The sequence below is a fragment of the Kitasatospora sp. NBC_00070 genome, from assembly GCF_045041205.1.
Classification (GTDB): domain Bacteria; phylum Actinomycetota; class Actinomycetes; order Streptomycetales; family Streptomycetaceae; genus Kitasatospora.
The window spans coordinates 6,786,090-6,803,379 of the sequence record NZ_CP108247.1 but is presented as its reverse complement, the minus strand read 5'-3'; the positions used below and the strand labels follow the sequence as shown (position 1 = coordinate 6,803,379).

Below are 17,290 nucleotides of genomic sequence, written 5' to 3'. Positions count from 1 at the left end.
ACTGGACGGCAGGTCCGCAGGACGGGCCGGCCGCGCCGGCGGTCTGCCCTGAGCTGGGACGCGACGGGCACGGACGTCATCGCGTTCGGTGTGGCGGGTCTGTACGTGGTGGGTCCTGGTGGTGCGTTGACGCTGTGAGTGTCGTGAGTGTCGTGGTTGGTTTTCGGTTGGTTTCGGTTGGTTCTCTGTGTAGTCGCTTGGGGGTTGGGATATATGGCAGCGGATTCGTTCAGCATCGACCTGGCGGAGGTCGAGACTTCCGCGACGATGATCCAGCGGATGCACGACGACCTTGAGGAGGCGTTCATCAAGCTGGACACGTTGGTGAAGACGATCAACAAGGAGATCTACGGGACGGATCTGGTGGGTCAGTCCCTGGGTGGGAAGACCGCGTCGGTGATCGGGCTGGCGGAGCAGCAGGAGAACACGCTGAAGGGTTTCAAGGCGTTCCTGGACAACACCGCGAAGGTGGCGGCGAATCTGAAGATGATGAGTGGTGGTCACCGGGACACCGACTCCGATCACGCGGACAAGTTGAAGAACCTCGAGGTTGACATTCCGTTGCCGCCCGCGCCGTCGACGGGTACGGGGCCGGGGTACGTGTCGCCGGCCAAGGGTCCGAATCTGGACTACAACCATCACAAGACGCCTGATCCGTCGGCTGCGCCGCCGCCGCGGGGTCCTCGTGGGCCGCTGCTGACCTGAGGCCGTCCGGGCCTTCCGTGATCCCTTCGGGGATCCGTTCCGTGCAACTGCTCCGTGCTACAGCGTCGACCAGGAATCGAGTGACCAACGGTGAAGAAAGAGCTGCCTCCTGAGCTCGCGGACGTGCTCAAGACTTTGCACAGCAACGCGGACGGCGGGGATGTGCAGTTTCCCGACGGCAACGAGGAGCGGATCAACGACCTGGCGGCGGCGTGGAAGACGTTCAACGACGTCGCCGACATCCGGATCCGGACGATCTGGGCGCACGCGCAGCGGGCGTGTGAGCACATGTCGGGTGAGGCGGCGGAGAGTTACGAGCGTTATCTGCAGAAGTTCGGGGTGGGTGAGGGTTCGCACGCGGGGACGATCCTGACGGCGGGGAAGATGGTCGAGGCGCATCTGCGGGGTGCGGCGGCGGCGATCACCGACACCAAGACGACGATGATCAACCAGTTGGAGTACGCGAAGAAGTACATCGAGCAGAACCCGGCGGGCAAGAAGGAGGACATCGCCAAGTCGGCGGGTGTGAAGTCGGCGGTGGAGGCGTATCACGCGTATGTGAAGGATGTCACCGGCAGTGTCGACACGATGCTGAAGGCCGGTGCCGATCACGGTGCTGCTACGGATGCGGCGACGCAGATCGCGAATCTGGCGGGTGGGAAGACGCCGCCGCCGGGTGGGCCGACGCCGCCGCCGACGGGTATCGACTCGGCGCCGCCGCCCGGTGCGGGTGCCGGTGGTGGCGGGGCGGGTGCCGGTGGTGGGGGCGCCGGTTCGGGTGCCGGTGGTGGCGGTGCGGGTGGCGGCGGTGCCGGTGGTGGTGGTCCGAAGCCGAAGCCGTACACGCCGCCGAAGGTGGCGCCGTACAAGCCGCCGGCGGTCAAGAACCCGTACGCCGGTGGTAGTGGTCTGGGTCCGGACGGGAAGCCGCTGTTCAAGCCGGCGGTGCAGCCGCCGGGTCTGAACCTGGCCGGTCACCCCGGGTACAAGGGTCTGGGTGAGGGTTCGACGCTGACGCCGTACGCGGGTTCCGGTGGTGGTGCGGGTGGTGGTGCCGGTGGTGGCGTGGGCGGTGGTGGCGCGTTCGGCGGTGGTGTGCCGGGTGCGGGGAGTTACGGGCGCGGTGGCGGGCTGGCCGGGGCCGGCGGGGCCGGTGCGGGTGCTCGTGGCGGGGCGGCCGGTGGTGCCCGTGCGGGTATGGCGGGCGGGGCGGCGGGGGCCGGGGCGGGTCGTGGCACGGCCGGTGCGCCGGGTGCGGGTGCGATGGGTGGTGGCGCGGGTGGCGGCAAGGGTGCCGGTGGTGCCGGTGGTAATCGTTTCCTGCGGCCGACCCGGCTGGGTTCGGAGGAGGAGAAGGAGAAGGAGAAGCGCCGCCGCGACCGTGGGGTCGTCGGCGGGGAGCAGGTCGACCATGAGGCCGGTGACCCGCATTTCGAACGGATGCGGCGTCAGTGGCTGGATGAAGCTCGTGGGGGCTCGTCCGGTGAGGCCGCCGCTGCGGCTGCGGCGGCTGCCGCGGCCCAGCCGGCGGTGGGCGGTAGTGGCGATCTGATGGCCCAGTTGGCCGGCGCGCTGCTGGGCGCCGAGCCGGCTGAGGCCGGGGCCGGGGTGGAGGCGGGCGGAGCTGTGACCTCCGCCGACACCCCGGCCGCATCGACGACGGTCGGGGCACCTGCCCCGGAGGGGACGGCCACCGCACCGCCGGCTGTGCCCGCGGCGGAGGAGGAGTACCTGGAGCGGGCGCGTTCGGTGGCCGAGCGGCGGGGGCGTCCCGACGAGGAGGGCGCCGTCGCCGAGGCCCCGGCGCCCGTCGTGGAGCCGGCGCCGATCCGGCAGGAGGGCGGGTACGACGTGCCGAGCCCGTTCCTGCGTGCGGCGTTGACCCGGATCGCCGCCGGTGGCGGTGCCGAGGGTGGTGGCCCGCCCAGGCCGTGACCTGGTTCCGGTTTCCCTGAGACCGGGCGGCGGAGGACCTCCAGCCCTCCGCCGCCCTTCCTTTTTCGCCCAGCACCCATACCACACAGACCTGATGAGGGACCGTCATGGAAGAAGAGCCGAAGTTCCGGCCGGTTGAACAGGTCGGGACACCGCTGCGCCGGGCTGTGATGGAGCCTCAGGCCGCGCCGTTGTGGGGTGGTGGGGAGGACGTGGTCGCGGCTGAGCGGTCGTACGAGCGGCTGGCGCCGGTTCAGGGGGCGGCGGAGCCGTTGTTCACGCCGGTGGAGCGGTCCTCGGAGCGGTTGATGCCGGTTCAGGAGGCGGCGGAGCCGTTGTTCAGCCCGGTGGAGCAGTCGGCCGAGCGGATGATGCCCCGGCAGATGCACACGATGGCGGCGCAGGACCCGTTCGGGACGGTGACGGAGGCGCGGTCGAGCGCGGCCGGAGCACCCGAGGGGACGTTCCCCGCCACCCGGGTCGGGGGCTTCGCACCGGACGGAACCACCCCCGCCCTGCAGGTCGGGGCCGTGGCGCCGGAGGGGACCCCCGCGATGCAGGTCGGTGTATCTGCGGGGGAAGGGGCGACGGCGGGGCTCGTGGAAAGCGCGCGTCGGCCCGCCTCCATGCAGGGCCTGTCGGCCGGTTCGCCGAGCGGCGGTGCGGGCGCCGGCTTCGTCGCCATCCCCGAGCAGTACCGGGCCGCCGCCGGACCGGTACTGGGGGTGGCCGACCAGCTCAAGGAGCTCTACACCAGCCTGAGCGGCTACCTGCACGGTATGGGTGCCAACGCGCCCTGGGGGAACGACGACGACGGCAAGACCTTCGCCGACGGCGAGGACGGTGAGCCGGGCTACCTCGGCAACGAGAAGGACATCCTCGACGGTCTGAAGCTGCTCCCCAAACTGGTCGAGGAGATCGGCAAGAACCTCAAGGGTATGGGCGACGGCTACGACAGCTCCGAGGACTTCAGCCTCGGCACGATCGGCAAGCCCGAACTGCCGACCCCCGGCACCGGCCAGATCGACGTGGTCCTCGGGGACATCGGCAACGGCAAGCTCAACGGAAGGCACTGAACCACCATGGCTGTCGAACTCCCCGAGCCCCTCCAGTGGGTCCTGCTCCTGCTCGCCGGTTCCCGCTGGCCCGAGGGGGACGAGGAGCTGATGCGGGACATGGGCCGCCGCTGGCGGGCCGCTGCCGAAACCCTGGACGAGGCCGGCCAGGCCGCCGGCTCCGTGGTACACCGTGCCCTCGACGGCCAACAGGGCTCCGCCGCCGAAGGGCTGGAGAAGAAGTGGAACAAGCTGGCCCTGCCCGTTGACGGCAGCAAGCCGGGGTTCTTCCCGGGCATGGTGAAGTCCTGCAACGCGATGGCCGACAGCCTGGAGGCGATGGCCAACTCCACCGAGACCGCCAAGATCTCGATCGTCGCCCAACTCGGCATCCTGGCCTACGAGATCGCCACCGCCGAGGCCGCCGCCCCGGTCACCGCCGGCGCCTCGCTGACCGCGATCCCGGCCGCGATCGCCGCCGGCCGGGCGGCGGTCACGAAGATCCTCAAGCAGCTGGCCAAGGACATCATCAAGTACGCGTTGAAGGAGGCCTTCCAAGAGGTCGCCATCAACCTGCTCGCCCAGTCCATCCAGCTCGCCGCCGGCAACCGCAAGACGCTGGACGGCAAGGAACTCGGCATGAGCGCCGCCGGCGGCGCCATCGGCGGCGCGGCGGGCGGCATGATCGGCAAGGAGCTCGGCGCGATCGGCGGCAAGCTGATCGGCAAGAAGATGGACACCCTGCCGGCCCAGATGATCGAGGGCGCCCTCACCGACGTCAGCGCGGACGCCATCACCCAACTCGCCCTCACGGGAAAGGTCGACGGCTCCAGTCTCGGCGGCTCGGCCCTCAGCGGCGGGGCCGGTCCCGCCGTGATGCGCGGCGCCTCCGCACTCAAGGACAAGTTCAGCCCCTCCGACATCCCCAACGCCTCCGACTACACCGGCGGCTCCGACACCCCGGGCTCGGGCAGCTCCAACTCCTCGGGCTCCACCGGTTCCGGCTCCTCGGGCAGCTCGGGTGGTTCCACCGGTTCGGGCTCGTCGGGCTCCACCACCGGTTCCAACAGTTCGGACTCCGGGTCCGGCTCCGCCCAGTCCGGGTCCGGGTCCGGGTCCGGCTCCGCCCAGTCCGGGTCCGGGTCCGGGTCCGGGTCCGGCGGTGACGCGGATCCCGAGACCCGTGTCCGCCGTCCCACCCCGGACTCGAACGGGGCCGACACCCCGCCCCGCTTCTCGGGCGGCGACGCCGACCCCGAGACCCGCGTCCGCACACCCGCCGGGGACTCGTCCGACCACTCCGCCCCGCGCAGCGCCCCCGACCAGAGCGACTCCCAGCGCACCTTCGCCACCAGCCGGACCGCCGGCCACGACGTCACCCCCACCGTCGACGCCGGCGCGTACCAGGGCCCGACCGGCAACCACCCCGACTCCCCCGCTCCCCACAGCACCCTCGCCCCGTACGAGGCCCCGACGGCCGCCCGAACGCCGGATGCAGTCTCCTCCCCGATCTGGGCCGACAACGCCAACTCCCGCTCACCCGAGCCGACTCCCGCACCGGAGCACGGCCGTGACAACACGTCACACAGTGAGACGTCCACCCCACATGCCGAGGCCCCGACACCGCGCTCGGAGACCCCGGCCCCCACGTCGCACCAGTCCGCACCGATCCCGGACGCCCGCCAGGTCGCGCACGAAAGCTCCGGCTCGTCGGCTTCGTCCGGGCCGTCGCTGGGAGGCGGCATCCCAACCGGTGCCGGTGGGTCCCATCCGGAGGGCATCCGGCTGGCCGGCAACCTCGCACCCCCGCGTGCGCCCTCCCCGGAGGCCACCGCCGGTAACCCTGACGGGCCCTCGGTCGCACCTGCCCGGGGAGCTGACAGTCCGTCTCCGGCGGCCGGCGGCACCGGGACTGCCCCGCCGGTGATGTCCGGCGCCCCGTTCAGCCCCGGCCCGGTCCGCTCCGCCGACCGTGGTGGCGAGTCCCGCCAGGCACCGGCTGCCCCTGTGGGTTCGCCCGCAGGCAAACCCACAGACACCAACACACCCGCGTCCACCCCGGGTGCCGGCAGCCTGCGACTGGGCCCGGCCCGCACAAGTACCGAGCACAGCGGCACAGGCACAGGAACTGTCCGCGATGCCGGGAGCCAGCGCACCACCGACCAATCCCCCACCCCCGACCCCACCGACAACGCCACCGCCCCTTTGGACACGGACAACAGCGCACCCCACCGTGCCGAACAACTCCGCCCTGCCATCGTGGACAACCCGGCGGACACCGATGCCCCTCACCAGGAGGTCACTCGTCACGGGAACGACACCGTCCCCGCACCCGACGCCCGCCCGGAGCCGCTCCGGCCGGCGACCGACGGACGCCCGCTGGGCGGAGACGGTGGCCTGGTCGAGCCCACCGCCCATGATCATGAGCGCATCGAGCACGCTGCCCTGCGCAACGACGACGGCACACCCCGGCTTCACCCCGATCCCAACGAGGGAAACTGGCTCACCGCCATCAACGGCGACGGCCCGAGCGCGTCCGGGCGCAACACCAACTGCGTCGACGCGACCCTGGCCCTCCTCGACACCCTCTACGGCCGCCCCACCGCCGCCGCCGCCCGCACTCCCGCCCGCGACGGGAAGAACTCCGACCTCGGCGAGCGCGGCGGCCGCGACCGCATTGAAGCGAACCTCGGCGCCAAGTTCTCCGACCTCGGAAACGGAACCGACGCCTTCCAGCGCCTCGAGAAGACCCTGACCAGAACCGGCCACGGCTCCAAGGCCGCCATCATGACGGCTGACGCTGACGGCCGCTCCCATACCTGGGTCGCCCAGAACCGCAACGGCGCCATCACCTATATCGACGGCCAGAGCGGCAAGACCAGCGACAAACCCCTCCACAACGGCGACAACGCCGTCTTCGCCGTCACCCTCGACCCCGACCGCCACCCCACCACCCCCGAACCTCACACCGACCCCGACCACAACCCCGCCAACGATCGCCGCGCCCCCGAACGGCCCGGCATGGCCAGTGATTACGGCGATGAAACGACCCCTGAACCGAATCTGTCGAACAATCGGACAGTGGGATCTGGTGCCATCATTTATATGCCCGGCGATGGTCCGGTCATGGATGATCAGGGCAAAAAGGTGAACGGACAGCATATTGTTCAGATAAAGATGGTCTATGCCGCCAAGCTGCTGGCCCATTTCACCGAGGGCAACGATGTAGGCTATGACCCATTCACGAGCATTGATCATAATGCGTTCACGAAATTCAACACACAGAAGGAAATTGATGAAGATGAAAAGGTACATCAGGACACTTTGATTCCGGAAGCCGGGGGATTCTACAAGGAGGCCGAGGTGAACGGCCTGTGCGGTGGCTGGGTGGAGATGCAGAAGTACCATCCGGAACTGCTGGCGGAGGTATGGGCGGCGCTCGCCCAATGGGATGCACCGATGCGACACGCCGAGGGAGCGAAAGCAGACCCAGATAAGCAGACAGAACTGCTTGCCAGATACAGGACCCTTGACGAGATCAACGACGGGCGGCGCGCAGACCTCGCCAGGCTGCGGGAATTGTTGGCCCCCAGCGGGCTACAGGTCAACGACGTGGTGGGCGTGCTCACTGCTTCTTTCGAGATGATGGGGCGTCACGAGGGCGAGGAGAACTATCCCCCGGCGCCGGCCCCCCTCAGAAACCTCGGTGGGACAACCGCGTTGGTGAACTCGGACGGGCTGACGCCCTATCGGATGGAGAACTTCCCGGACGGGTCGGCGACGAACGAGGCCGATGCGAAGAAGATCGCGGAGAAGTTCGCCCAGGCCGTCCACGACCTCCCCCAGCGCGACCAGGGCTATTTCGTGCATCTGCAGACTCCCAATCACCACATGGGTGTCCAGGTCCGCTGGGAGGGCGACGCCCAGGTCCTGTCCGTCTGCGAGAGCGAGTCCTCCGGCGTGGTGAAACTGGCGCGGCCCGGGGACCTGCAGAACATCATCGAGAACAGTGGGACTATCGAAGGTGAGTCGGGGTCGGACTCCGACTCGGACTCCGACTCTGAGGCGGCCTACGGGTACGAGGTGTTTCTCCTCCCGGCTGCCTCGAACACGATCGTTCAGGACTCAGGTGATCAGGAGAGTCGCTCCGACGGCGGTACCCGGATCGCCGCCGGTCCGTCCGGCCTGCGTACTCCGCCCGCCGCAGGCCCCCCGCAGGACGGGCCGACCCCACCCCTCACGCCGGACAACAACGCCGCGGCGCCCACCCCGCCCTCCGTCGCTCACGCACCGTCAGGGGTGATGCCGCCCCGCCCGGGTGGGCCGCAGCAGGCGGCGGACCGGGGCGCGGTGCATCCGCAGGACACCGGCTCCGGCACCGCGCCCCGCTCGCACGGCACTCCCGAGTCGCCCAGGCCCGACCGCCACGCGGGCCGAGCCGCGGACTCCCGGGCACCCCGGCCCGATGCCTCTCGGCAGGGTGACAGCACCACCGCTGCGCCGTCGAAGCCGCACCGGCCGGCCACCGATGCACGCCCCCTCGGCCACGAGGGCCGGGTCGAGCCGACTGCTGCCGAGGAGACGCGCGGCGCCCCCGTTGAGCGCCGCGACGCCGCCGAGGACACCCGCACGGACGACACCCCGCCCGCCGAGTTCCCGGTCGCCCAACGCCGACCCGCCCAGGCCCCGGCGAGGAACGCCGACGACGACTCCGACTGGAGCACCGGGTCGCCCACGGCGTCCCCGCAGATCACCCACCGCAGCCTGCCCGCGCCAGTGGTTCACGACCAGCAGCCGGCGGACGGGCCCCCGCCCGTCGACCACACCGACGTCAACGCCGCGGACCCGGCCCCCGATGTCGTGCCGGCGTACGCGGAGACCCTGACCCCGGCCGACGGCCTGCGTCCCGAACGCCTGTGGGGTCCGCAGCACCGGCTGCAGGAGTTCGTGCTGTACAAGGGCCAGATCACGCTCGTCGTGCCCAAGGGTACGACTGTGCTCGACGCGGACATGATGGATGCCTTCGACGCCCGTGAAAAGGTGATCAGGGACCGTCTGGACGCGATCGTCGACCAGGCACGCCAGTTCAAGGACAGTACAGACCCCGAGGGGGAGACCGCTCGGACCCTGCTGGAAACTTACGAGCGGCTGAACTCCGATGGCTGGTCCCCTGGATACATCAGCGAATTCCTCTACCTGCAGACCACGTTCCGGGCCAGTGACGTCCCGGCGGCCTTCCCGCAGCGCCTGGTCGAGCGGGAGCCGTCGATGCGCGGCGGCAGGCTCGACGTAGGGCGCCACCTGGTCGGGGAGGGCGATGACGCGCCCCCGTACGAGGGGGGCGGTATGCGGGGCGAGCAGGGCGCCTCCGCCACGTTCTACCGCTGGCTGAGGGACCAGGGTGGGGAACCGGCACACATCGAAAACTGGGCGATAGACCAGTCGTACAGCTCGTGGAAGACCGACCCCCTGAAGCTGAAACTGATGCTCTCCACCGCCCGTCCCGGGGTCGGCTTCTCCTCCAAGGATGACGGGCAGCCGCAGGAGTACTTCTGGCACGGACACGTGGACGAGAACATCCGGAATCTCGGCAGCTTCGAGGCCAAGATCGGCGGCCAGGAAACCAGGCCCATCCAATACAGCACGACGTACCTGCGCAGCATGGTGGCCCAGCACATGTTCACCTACGAGTTCCTGCGGACCACGGAGCTGCCGAACGTGAACCGCGAGGACGGCACCGTCACGCTGATGCGGCTGGAGAACCGCACCCGCATCGACCTGCCCGAGTGGAAGGACGTGCCGAACGAGGAGCTGCCGGACGACATCGCCGTGGAGCTGCGGCGCGGCCCCGCCGAGTCGTTCAGCCTGCTGGTGCCCTACAAGGACCCGGCCGGGGAGAACCCCGGTCTCGGGCCGTTCTGGACGACCGTCCAGACGCTGCCGATCCACCGCGTGTTCGGCACGCACCTGCAGGGCCGCGACAGCGAAAACACCAGAACCCTGTTCCTCGGCGAGGACGAGTTCGTGGCCATGTCAGCCGGGCACGCGGTGTACTACCGCGGGACCAAGGTGCCTCTCACGCCCGCCGAGCAGCTGCCGCATGCCGACTCGCAGCCCCCGAACAGCCCGCCGGCCTCCACCGACCACGACACCGCGGCCCCCGACACCCGGACACCCCCGAGCACCCTGCCGCCGCGGGACACGTCACTGCTGGGCCCCGACGACTGGGCGGACGTCCGGACGCTCGCCCCGGTGGCACACCTGGAGACCGAGCGCTTCGATCCCGACACCGACGGCCAGGCGGGCCGCGGGCAGATCGCCGGGCCTACGCTGCCCGACCGGTACGCGGCCCGGCTGCCCGAACTCGGCGGCCTGCAGGGCAGCGAGACCGCGATCGTCTACGACGCCCGGCGGTTCGAGGCCCGACCCGGCCACTGGGTCACCGAGTTCACCCTGCGCCTGCACCTCACCGAGGCGGACGGCAGCACCCTGCCCGCCGACGAGCTCGCCCACGTGTGGGACCGGGCCCGGGACACGGTCGACGAGCGGTTCAACGGCCGCTTCCGGCTGCCGAACGGCGACCAGGTCCACCTGCGCCTCGAACAGACCGCCGACCCGGCGGACGCCCACCGGACGGTCACCGTCCGACCCGGCGACGACCGGGCCGACCAGCTGAACTGGTACACCGACAACTCCTCCGGCGTGCTCCTGCACGAGCTGATGCACTACGTCGGCCTGCCCGACGAGTACGCGGAGCGGACCGCAGCCCTGCGGCAGCGGGACCGCGACCCGGGCGGGAACGGTGTCATGGGCCCGGCCGCCCACGCCGACACCTTCACGGTCCTGCCGCGGCACCTGCAGCGGATCGAGGACGTCCTGCGGTCGGGGCCGGTCCTGCGGGACCTGAGCCACCAGCAGTACCGCACCCGCACGGACCTGCCCCCGGGCAGCCCCGGCCTGCCTCCGGGCGACCGGAACCGGGGCGGCGATCACGACGCCGACGGCAGCGCCGCCCGGCGGCCGGCCCAGGCCCCGCCGCTCGTGTCCCACCCTCCTGTCGATTCGGATCCGCCCGGCAGTGGCCCGGCGGGTACGGGTTCCGGGAATCCCGCCCCGGTGCTGGCCGACACGGCCCCTCCCGCAACGGAACAGCCGGGACCCGCGGCCGGGACGATGCCTCTCCCGACCCCCGGTCCGAATGCCGGGGAGGGCCCGGGAGCAAGCAGTGGGACGAACCCGCAGACGACGACCTCCGCCGGCTCGGCAACGCCCGCAGTGAACACCGCGCCCGCCGTTCAGCAGACTCCGGCGGCCCGGTACCAGTCGCCGGAGGACCGGCAGAGCACCGAGTTCTCGGCGCTGCGATCCGACCCCGGACCCAGCCCCAGGGTGCGGGCCGCGCTGGCGGCTCTTACGGGTGATCAGCGTGCCACCGCCGTCGGCGACCGACTGCTGCTGGCCATGCCACCGGAGGAGCGGAACCAGGTGCTGGAGAGGCTGTCGCCGGAACGTCGTCGGGAGTTGGCCCAGGACACGGTGTTCGTCGCTCGTCTCAGCGCGCTACCCCCTGCCGAATTCGCCTCGGTGGCAGCGCGGTTGATGGTGCACGTCGACCGGCGAGCCGGCAGCCCCGCCGCGGCGCGTGCGGAGGCGATCCGTCAGATGGAGCGGATGCTCAGGGACAACGAGGTGACGGCCCGTCTGGTGACGGCCGGGGCCGAGATGGTCATCGTGCCGAAGAACCTGGCGATGACCGCGCTGCCCGAGTACGCCGACTTGAAGGGCGGTGCGACCCCTGACGGCAGGCCGTGGCGCGGTGTGCGTGGCTCAGGCGGTTTGAAGTGTGCGGTCGCCGAGGAGAATCTGTTGGGTGAGAGCCGACTGGGGATCCGTGCGTATGAAGATGGATACTCGACCACCACGCACGAGTTCGCCCACACCATCCACCAGTACGGGCTCTCGGACGACCAGAAGAAGCAGATCACCGCAGCCTTCGACGCACTGAAGGCCGGCGACGGAGCCGGTTGGCCGGACGGCCCACTCGAGGACCGGTACGGCCGGCCCGTGGACAGCAACTATTCCTCCACCAACGAGCTCGAGTTCTTCGCCCAGCTCAGCAACGCCTACCTCGGAACCAATCGGGGCAAGGACGCGTACACGGGTCTCCCGCGCAACAACGGTGCCCGGTGGGTCGCTGACAGCGGTTCGGCCCTGCAAACCATGCTCAGTACCCTCTACGGACCTGGCACGGGCAGCGACTACCCGTCGAAGTCCGAGGTGGACGCCTTGACCGCATGGGTCAGGACGAACGCACCGGTGCACCTGCCGACCGTGGAGCGTCTGCACCAGCGGGACAGCGCGCTCGACGGCCCGTCGTCCAACGACGCTGTGGGAGACCTGCTCGCCCTGATACCGAAGGATCCGCCGGCTCCATCGGCTCCATCGGCTCCATCGGCTCCGCCGGCTCCATCGGCTCCGCCGGCTCTGTCGGCTCCGCCGGATCCGCCGGCTCTGTCGGCTCCGCCGGATCCGCCGGATCCGTCGGCTCCGCCGGCTCTGTCGGCTCCGCCGGATCCGTCGGATCCGTCGACTCTGTCGATGACGTTGAAGCGACTGGACCGTTTCAGGCGGCGGCCGACTGACGCCAACCCGGTCACCGCGTCACGGGCCCAGGATCGGGCGTACCAGGACATTCGACAGCTCTTGGGTGATCCGGAAGAACCCGAGAGCCGCTCGGACGACTGGCACCAGACGCAGCAGGAGCTCGACGGCCTGCGTCGGGAGCACGGCGGTCGCGTTCAGCAGACCGTCGAGTCCCTTCGGAACAGGCCCACCCAGCCGCCCGTCCCGTCGGATCCTGCGGCACCCACCTCGAACGGTCCGGCCGTGGGATCCGAGTCTCCGCCTCCGCCACCGCCACCGCCGATGGGCGGCTACGCCCCTGGCCTTCCGCAGGATGGCGGGAGTGCCCCGTCGTCCCCGCGGTCGGCACCGGACCTTGGTGCGCCGCTCTCCCCTCGGCCCGTGCACACTGCTGCGGTCGGCGACCGATCGGGGGGTGCAGGGTCGCGCTCGGCGGAGGAACCGGCCCGGTCGGTGCAGCCTGATTCGGTGACACCCACACCACGGTGGGGCCGGGTCACGCCGAACTCTGGCCTGATATCCACGGAACCGGTCGCCCGGGATGATTCGGACGGAACCTCCCAGCCACAGCCACCTGCAGAGCCGGCCAACAGCGGTAGCGCTGCGGAGACTCCCGCAGATATGGGGCTGGGCATTCCGCTGGATCCGGAGAAGGTCAAGGACTGGCTGGCGGGGCACGACTACCAGCCGCTCCAGGACGTGGCACTACCCACCGATGGTGGGCTGGGCGGACTGGTCGGTGCCTACCTGGGCCTCGGCCCACTCGATGCCCAGGGAACGACGGATCTCGCCTATGCGGTGAAGAACAGGGCTGAGCCGGGGACGTTGCGGTACCTCTTCGGTGAGGGCGTGCCGACCCGGCCCGCACCGGCGCAGCTGGGGACGGTTCCGGAGTGGGCCAACCCCAGGCCGCTCGGCCGCTGGCTCTTCGGGACGCAGATGAGTGAACGACCGCCCACGATGCGTGCGTTGAACGCAGGAGGGCCCGGCATCGGCTTTCCGACCCGGGGCTCGTTGCTGTACATGGGGGGCGCCGCCGACCTGGAGCACCCCTTGTTCGGCACGGGTGCGTCGCGGATGACCTACGTCTCCCTCGACCCGGATGGCATCGGCCCTTCGAAGACCGCCGAGGAGGTGGCAGCTGCCCGGCAGGAGGAGCTCACCTCATCGACTGCGGGACTTCTGGCCAAGTTGACGGCGGTGGCCGATGCCACCCACACGGTTGAGCAGGAGACCGTGCGCGAGAACCGGTCGAACCGGTTGATCGTTCGTGACGCCCAGGGGCAGGAGGTGTTCGTCGCAACGGTTCACGCCGAGACGTACTCCGAGTTCTTGGACGCGAGGCGTCCTGACGACCAGTTCGACTTCCTGATGGACAAGGACTCCTGGTTCCGCACCTGGAAGAACCATAACGACGCCGAGGTCACGGCGGCGCTGGCACCGGTGGTCAAGGAGGGTGGCTTCTGGATCGGCGGGTACCCCGCGCAGGACGGCGCCCAGTTCACCGATCGGATCGGTGAGGTGACGGACCGGCCGGGAGTCTGGAGCTCTCGGGAGGCACTGCACGTGCGGCAGCGGAACGCGGGCTTGGCGCAGGGCCCGATCCAGGTCGGTGACGGTGGATGGTCCGGTGTGCGTCAAACCATCGTGGATGCGTCCACCTTGGACGTGAACGGTCGTGTCGATGAGGCGAGCTGGGGGGAGATCCTGTCGCTGGCGGTTGAGATGACCGGCTATGTCGACCCGGACGTGAGGAATGAGGAGCTGATCGCGCGTCATCTCGCAGTCTGGATCACCGGTAACGCCTCCGCCGAATTCGCGCCTCCGACGGAGGAGACGATCCTGGCCGCACTGCGGGAGGGTCAGGAAGCCGGCCCCGATGTCGCCCACAGCACCGGCGACGTCGGGTGAGTGGACTGCTCCGTCCACTGACTCCGAGATGTCGTCCAGGGTGCGGGCCGCCATGGTGGCCCGGACGACGATGGTGCGCGGGGCCGTGTTGGTCATCCGGAGGGTCCGCTCAGTGCAGGTCCATAAATCGACAAGGAGTTATTTGTGATTATGCAGGAGCTTGCGCTGAGCTCGGCTGACGCCTGGCTGAACGGCAGCGGTGGTGCGCAGCGTGAGGTGCGTTTCCGGGAGTTCGATCTGGGGTGGGTGGTGTGGGCGGCTCCGGCGCCGTTGGAGCGTGACCCGGTCACCGGGCAGCGGCGTCCTCCCGCCGATCTCGGTGACGCGTGCGGGGTGGTGGACCGTCGGAGTGGCGCACTCAGTGTGTGGTCGTCGATCCCCGTGGATGAGGTGATCGAGGCGTACCGTGAGCGCAGCCGCCCCGCCACCGGTCCCGGTAACACCCTGACCGCGACGTACGCGCATCCCACCACCAGTGAGGACACCGTCGTCGAGCTCGCCTCCGCTCCCGGGCGGCCGCCGGTGGAGCACCAGCTGGTGGCCGAGCTGTCGCGCCGCGGTGTGCCCGCCGGCGCCGTGCGCGCCATCCACACCGCGCTGCGTCCGGCCACCCTGCCCGGCGGCTACGGCGCCGCCCTGCTGGAGCAGCACTTCCCCGGCGCCGCTGTCACGTTCGACCACCCGTACGGGATCACCGCCGCCGAGCGCGCCGAGGGCATCGCCGCGCTCACCGGCCGCGCCCCCTTCAACCCGGTCCCCGCACCCGCACCCGAGACGGTCACCCCGGCCGAGCCGGTCCGCGACGTCGCGCTGGGCCGTCAACTCCCCGCCGCCTTCGGTGAGGTGATCCGCTACGACGCCGACGACCTCACCGCCAGCGCCCTGCCCGAGAGCACCCGCTCCACCCTCACCTGGGCCGGCCTGCCCGCCGACCTGCCACTGTTCCTCACCGCCGACCGGCACGACACCCCGCCCCCCGGCGGCCTCTTCGCCGACCTGCGCACCCACCTCACCGCCGCCGGCACCCTCATCGCGGCCTCGACCCTCGACATCCTCGCGGGCTGGACCCGGATCGGCACCGACGGCCTGTGCCTCATCGCCGTCCAGACCACCGGCGACCAAGCCGGCTCCGTCTGGGCCGTCCACCCCCGCACCGGCAGCGGACGCTTCGTCAACACCACCGCTTCCGCCTACATCCGCAGCCTCGCGCTGCTCGCCACCACCCGCCCCACCCTCAGCGGCCTCGACCCCAAGGACGCCGGCACCGCCCTGGCCGCCCTGCAGACCGGCCTCGCCGAGATCGACCCCGACGCCTTCCGCAAGGACACCACCTGGTGGACCGTCGTCACCGAACAGATCTGGCACGGCCTGCTCTGAAGCTCGTCGGACACAGTGCTGCGCAGCCCGGTCCGGGCAGTGACTGCGGGCGGTCAACCAACCTCGGGAGCACTCCGGGACGAGCAGATCCGTATCGAGTGAGCCTCCGTCGGCCACCGCAGAGGCAGGCATGAGGCTTCACCCGCAGGAGGCGCCGGAGTCGAGGAGTTGGGGCCGGCGGTGCGATTCCGACCACGGTCAGTGCGCGGCGGGCCGGTCGTCGTAGTCGGCGGTGCCCGCGTCCAGCAGCGGGGTCTCCTGAGGGAGCTTCAGGTGGGCCGGGGCGGCCAGCCGCAGGGCGTGGTAGCCGGTCAGAACGATCAGGGTGCCCAGCGCGATGCCGCTGAGTTCGAAGGTGTCGGTGAACTTCAGGGTGACGTTGCCGATGCCGACGATGACACCGGCCGCCACCGGCACCAGGTGCAGGGGGTTGGTGAGGTCGACGCGGTTGTGGACCCAGATCTGGGCGCCGAGCAGGCCGATCATCCCGTACAGCACCACCGTGATCCCGCCCAGCACCCCACCGGGGATCGCCGCCACCACCGCCCCGAACTTGGGGCAGAGGCCGAACAGGATCGCGAATCCGGCCGCACACCAGTAGGCGGCCGTCGAGTACACCCGGGTCGCGGCCATCACCCCGATGTTCTCCGCGTACGTCGTGGTCGCCGGGCCACCGACCGCTGTCGACATCACGGTCGCCGCACCGTCCGCCATGATCGCCACGCCCATCCGGTCGTCCAGCCGATCCCCCGTCATCTCGCCCACCGCCTTCACGTGCCCGGCGTTCTCCGCGATCAACGCCACCACCACCGGCAGGGCCACCAACACCGCCGACAGCGAGAAGCCCGGCGCGTGCAGCGTGGGCAGACCGATCCAGTCCGCCTTCCCGACACCCGACAGGTCCAGCCGCCAGTGATCGGTCACCTGACCCGCACCGTTCGCCGAATGGATCCGCCCGAAGACCCGGTCCAGCACCCAGGAGATCCCGTACCCGAAGAGCAGCCCCAGGAAGATCGCGATCCGCGACCAGAACCCCCGCAGCACCACCAGCGCGAACCCGGTGAAGAACATCACCAGCAACGCCGTCCACTGGTCCTGCGGCCAGTACGTCCCCGCCGCCACCGGCGCCAGGTTGAACCCGATCAGCATCACCACCGCACCCGTCACCACCGGTGGCAGCACCGCGTGGATGACCCGCGCCCCCAACGCCTGCACCACCGCCCCGCACGCCGCCAGTACCGCCCCGACCACCAACAGCGCACCCGTCAGCGTCGCCGCGTCCCCGCCCTGCGTCCTGATCACCGCCGCCACCCCGACGAACGACAGACTGCTCCCCAGGTACGACGGAATCCGACCCCCCGTCACCAACAGGAAGAAGACGGTCGCCACACCCGACACCATCACCGCGAGGTTCGGATCCAACCCCATCAACACCGGCGCGACGAAGGTCGCCCCGAACATCGCCACCACGTGCTGCGCCCCGAGCCCGACCGTCCGCCCCCACGACAGCCGCTCGTCCGGCCGCACCACCGCCCCGGGCCGCGGACTCCGACCGTCCCCATGCACCGTCCACCCGAAGCCCGCCATCGCCGCTCTCCTCCGCCACCCGTGCCCGAACCCGGGCAGCCCGAGGATTCAGCTGATCACGCACCCCACCCCCGCAC

At 70.5% G+C, this 17,290-nt stretch carries 6 protein-coding genes; 5 read left to right on the top strand and 1 reads right to left on the bottom strand.

Annotation, left to right across the window (positions count from 1 at the left end; translation table 11 throughout):
• Window positions 1–213: 213 nt before the first annotated feature.
• From OHV05_RS30880 to OHV05_RS30860, 5 genes are all read left to right on the top strand, one after another.
• Entirely contained in the window at window positions 214–705 is a 492-nt protein-coding gene (locus OHV05_RS30880; protein WP_405016981.1) for a hypothetical protein, read from the top strand.
• A gap of 90 nt (window positions 706–795) precedes the next feature.
• Window positions 796–2,640, top strand: coding sequence for a hypothetical protein (locus tag OHV05_RS30875; protein ID WP_405016980.1), 1,845 nt, complete (start codon window positions 796–798; stop codon window positions 2,638–2,640).
• Window positions 2,641–2,747: 107 nt separating this feature from the next.
• Window positions 2,748–3,716, top strand: a complete 969-nt coding sequence (locus OHV05_RS30870) for a hypothetical protein (RefSeq protein ID WP_405020598.1) — start codon at window positions 2,748–2,750, stop codon at window positions 3,714–3,716.
• Between the two features lie 6 nt (window positions 3,717–3,722).
• Complete coding sequence (locus tag OHV05_RS30865) at window positions 3,723–14,249, top strand: toxin glutamine deamidase domain-containing protein (RefSeq protein ID WP_405020597.1); 10,527 nt, start codon at window positions 3,723–3,725, stop codon at window positions 14,247–14,249.
• A gap of 150 nt (window positions 14,250–14,399) precedes the next feature.
• Window positions 14,400–15,626 (top strand): SUKH-4 family immunity protein, encoded by a 1,227-nt coding sequence (locus tag OHV05_RS30860; RefSeq protein ID WP_405020596.1) that lies wholly within the window; start codon window positions 14,400–14,402, stop codon window positions 15,624–15,626.
• A gap of 198 nt (window positions 15,627–15,824) precedes the next feature.
• On the opposite strand, the gene OHV05_RS30855 is transcribed toward OHV05_RS30860, so the two are convergent.
• The gene (locus OHV05_RS30855; RefSeq protein ID WP_405020595.1) at window positions 15,825–17,213 is read right to left on the bottom strand and encodes a uracil-xanthine permease family protein; all 1,389 of its coding nucleotides are present in this window, start codon (window positions 17,211–17,213) and stop codon (window positions 15,825–15,827) included.
• Window positions 17,214–17,290 lie beyond the last annotated feature (77 nt).

Excerpts from the sequence above, each read along its gene's own strand:
- OHV05_RS30880 (WP_405016981.1), top strand. The coding sequence starts at position 214 with ATGGCAGCGGATTCGTTCAGCATCGACCTGGCGGAGGTCGAGACTTCC.
- OHV05_RS30870 (WP_405020598.1), top strand. The coding sequence starts at position 2,748 with ATGGAAGAAGAGCCGAAGTTCCGGCCGGTTGAACAGGTCGGGACACCG.
- OHV05_RS30865 (WP_405020597.1), top strand. The coding sequence starts at position 3,723 with ATGGCTGTCGAACTCCCCGAGCCCCTCCAGTGGGTCCTGCTCCTGCTC.
- OHV05_RS30860 (WP_405020596.1), top strand. The coding sequence starts at position 14,400 with ATGCAGGAGCTTGCGCTGAGCTCGGCTGACGCCTGGCTGAACGGCAGC.
- OHV05_RS30855 (WP_405020595.1), bottom strand. The coding sequence starts at position 17,213 with ATGGCGGGCTTCGGGTGGACGGTGCATGGGGACGGTCGGAGTCCGCGG.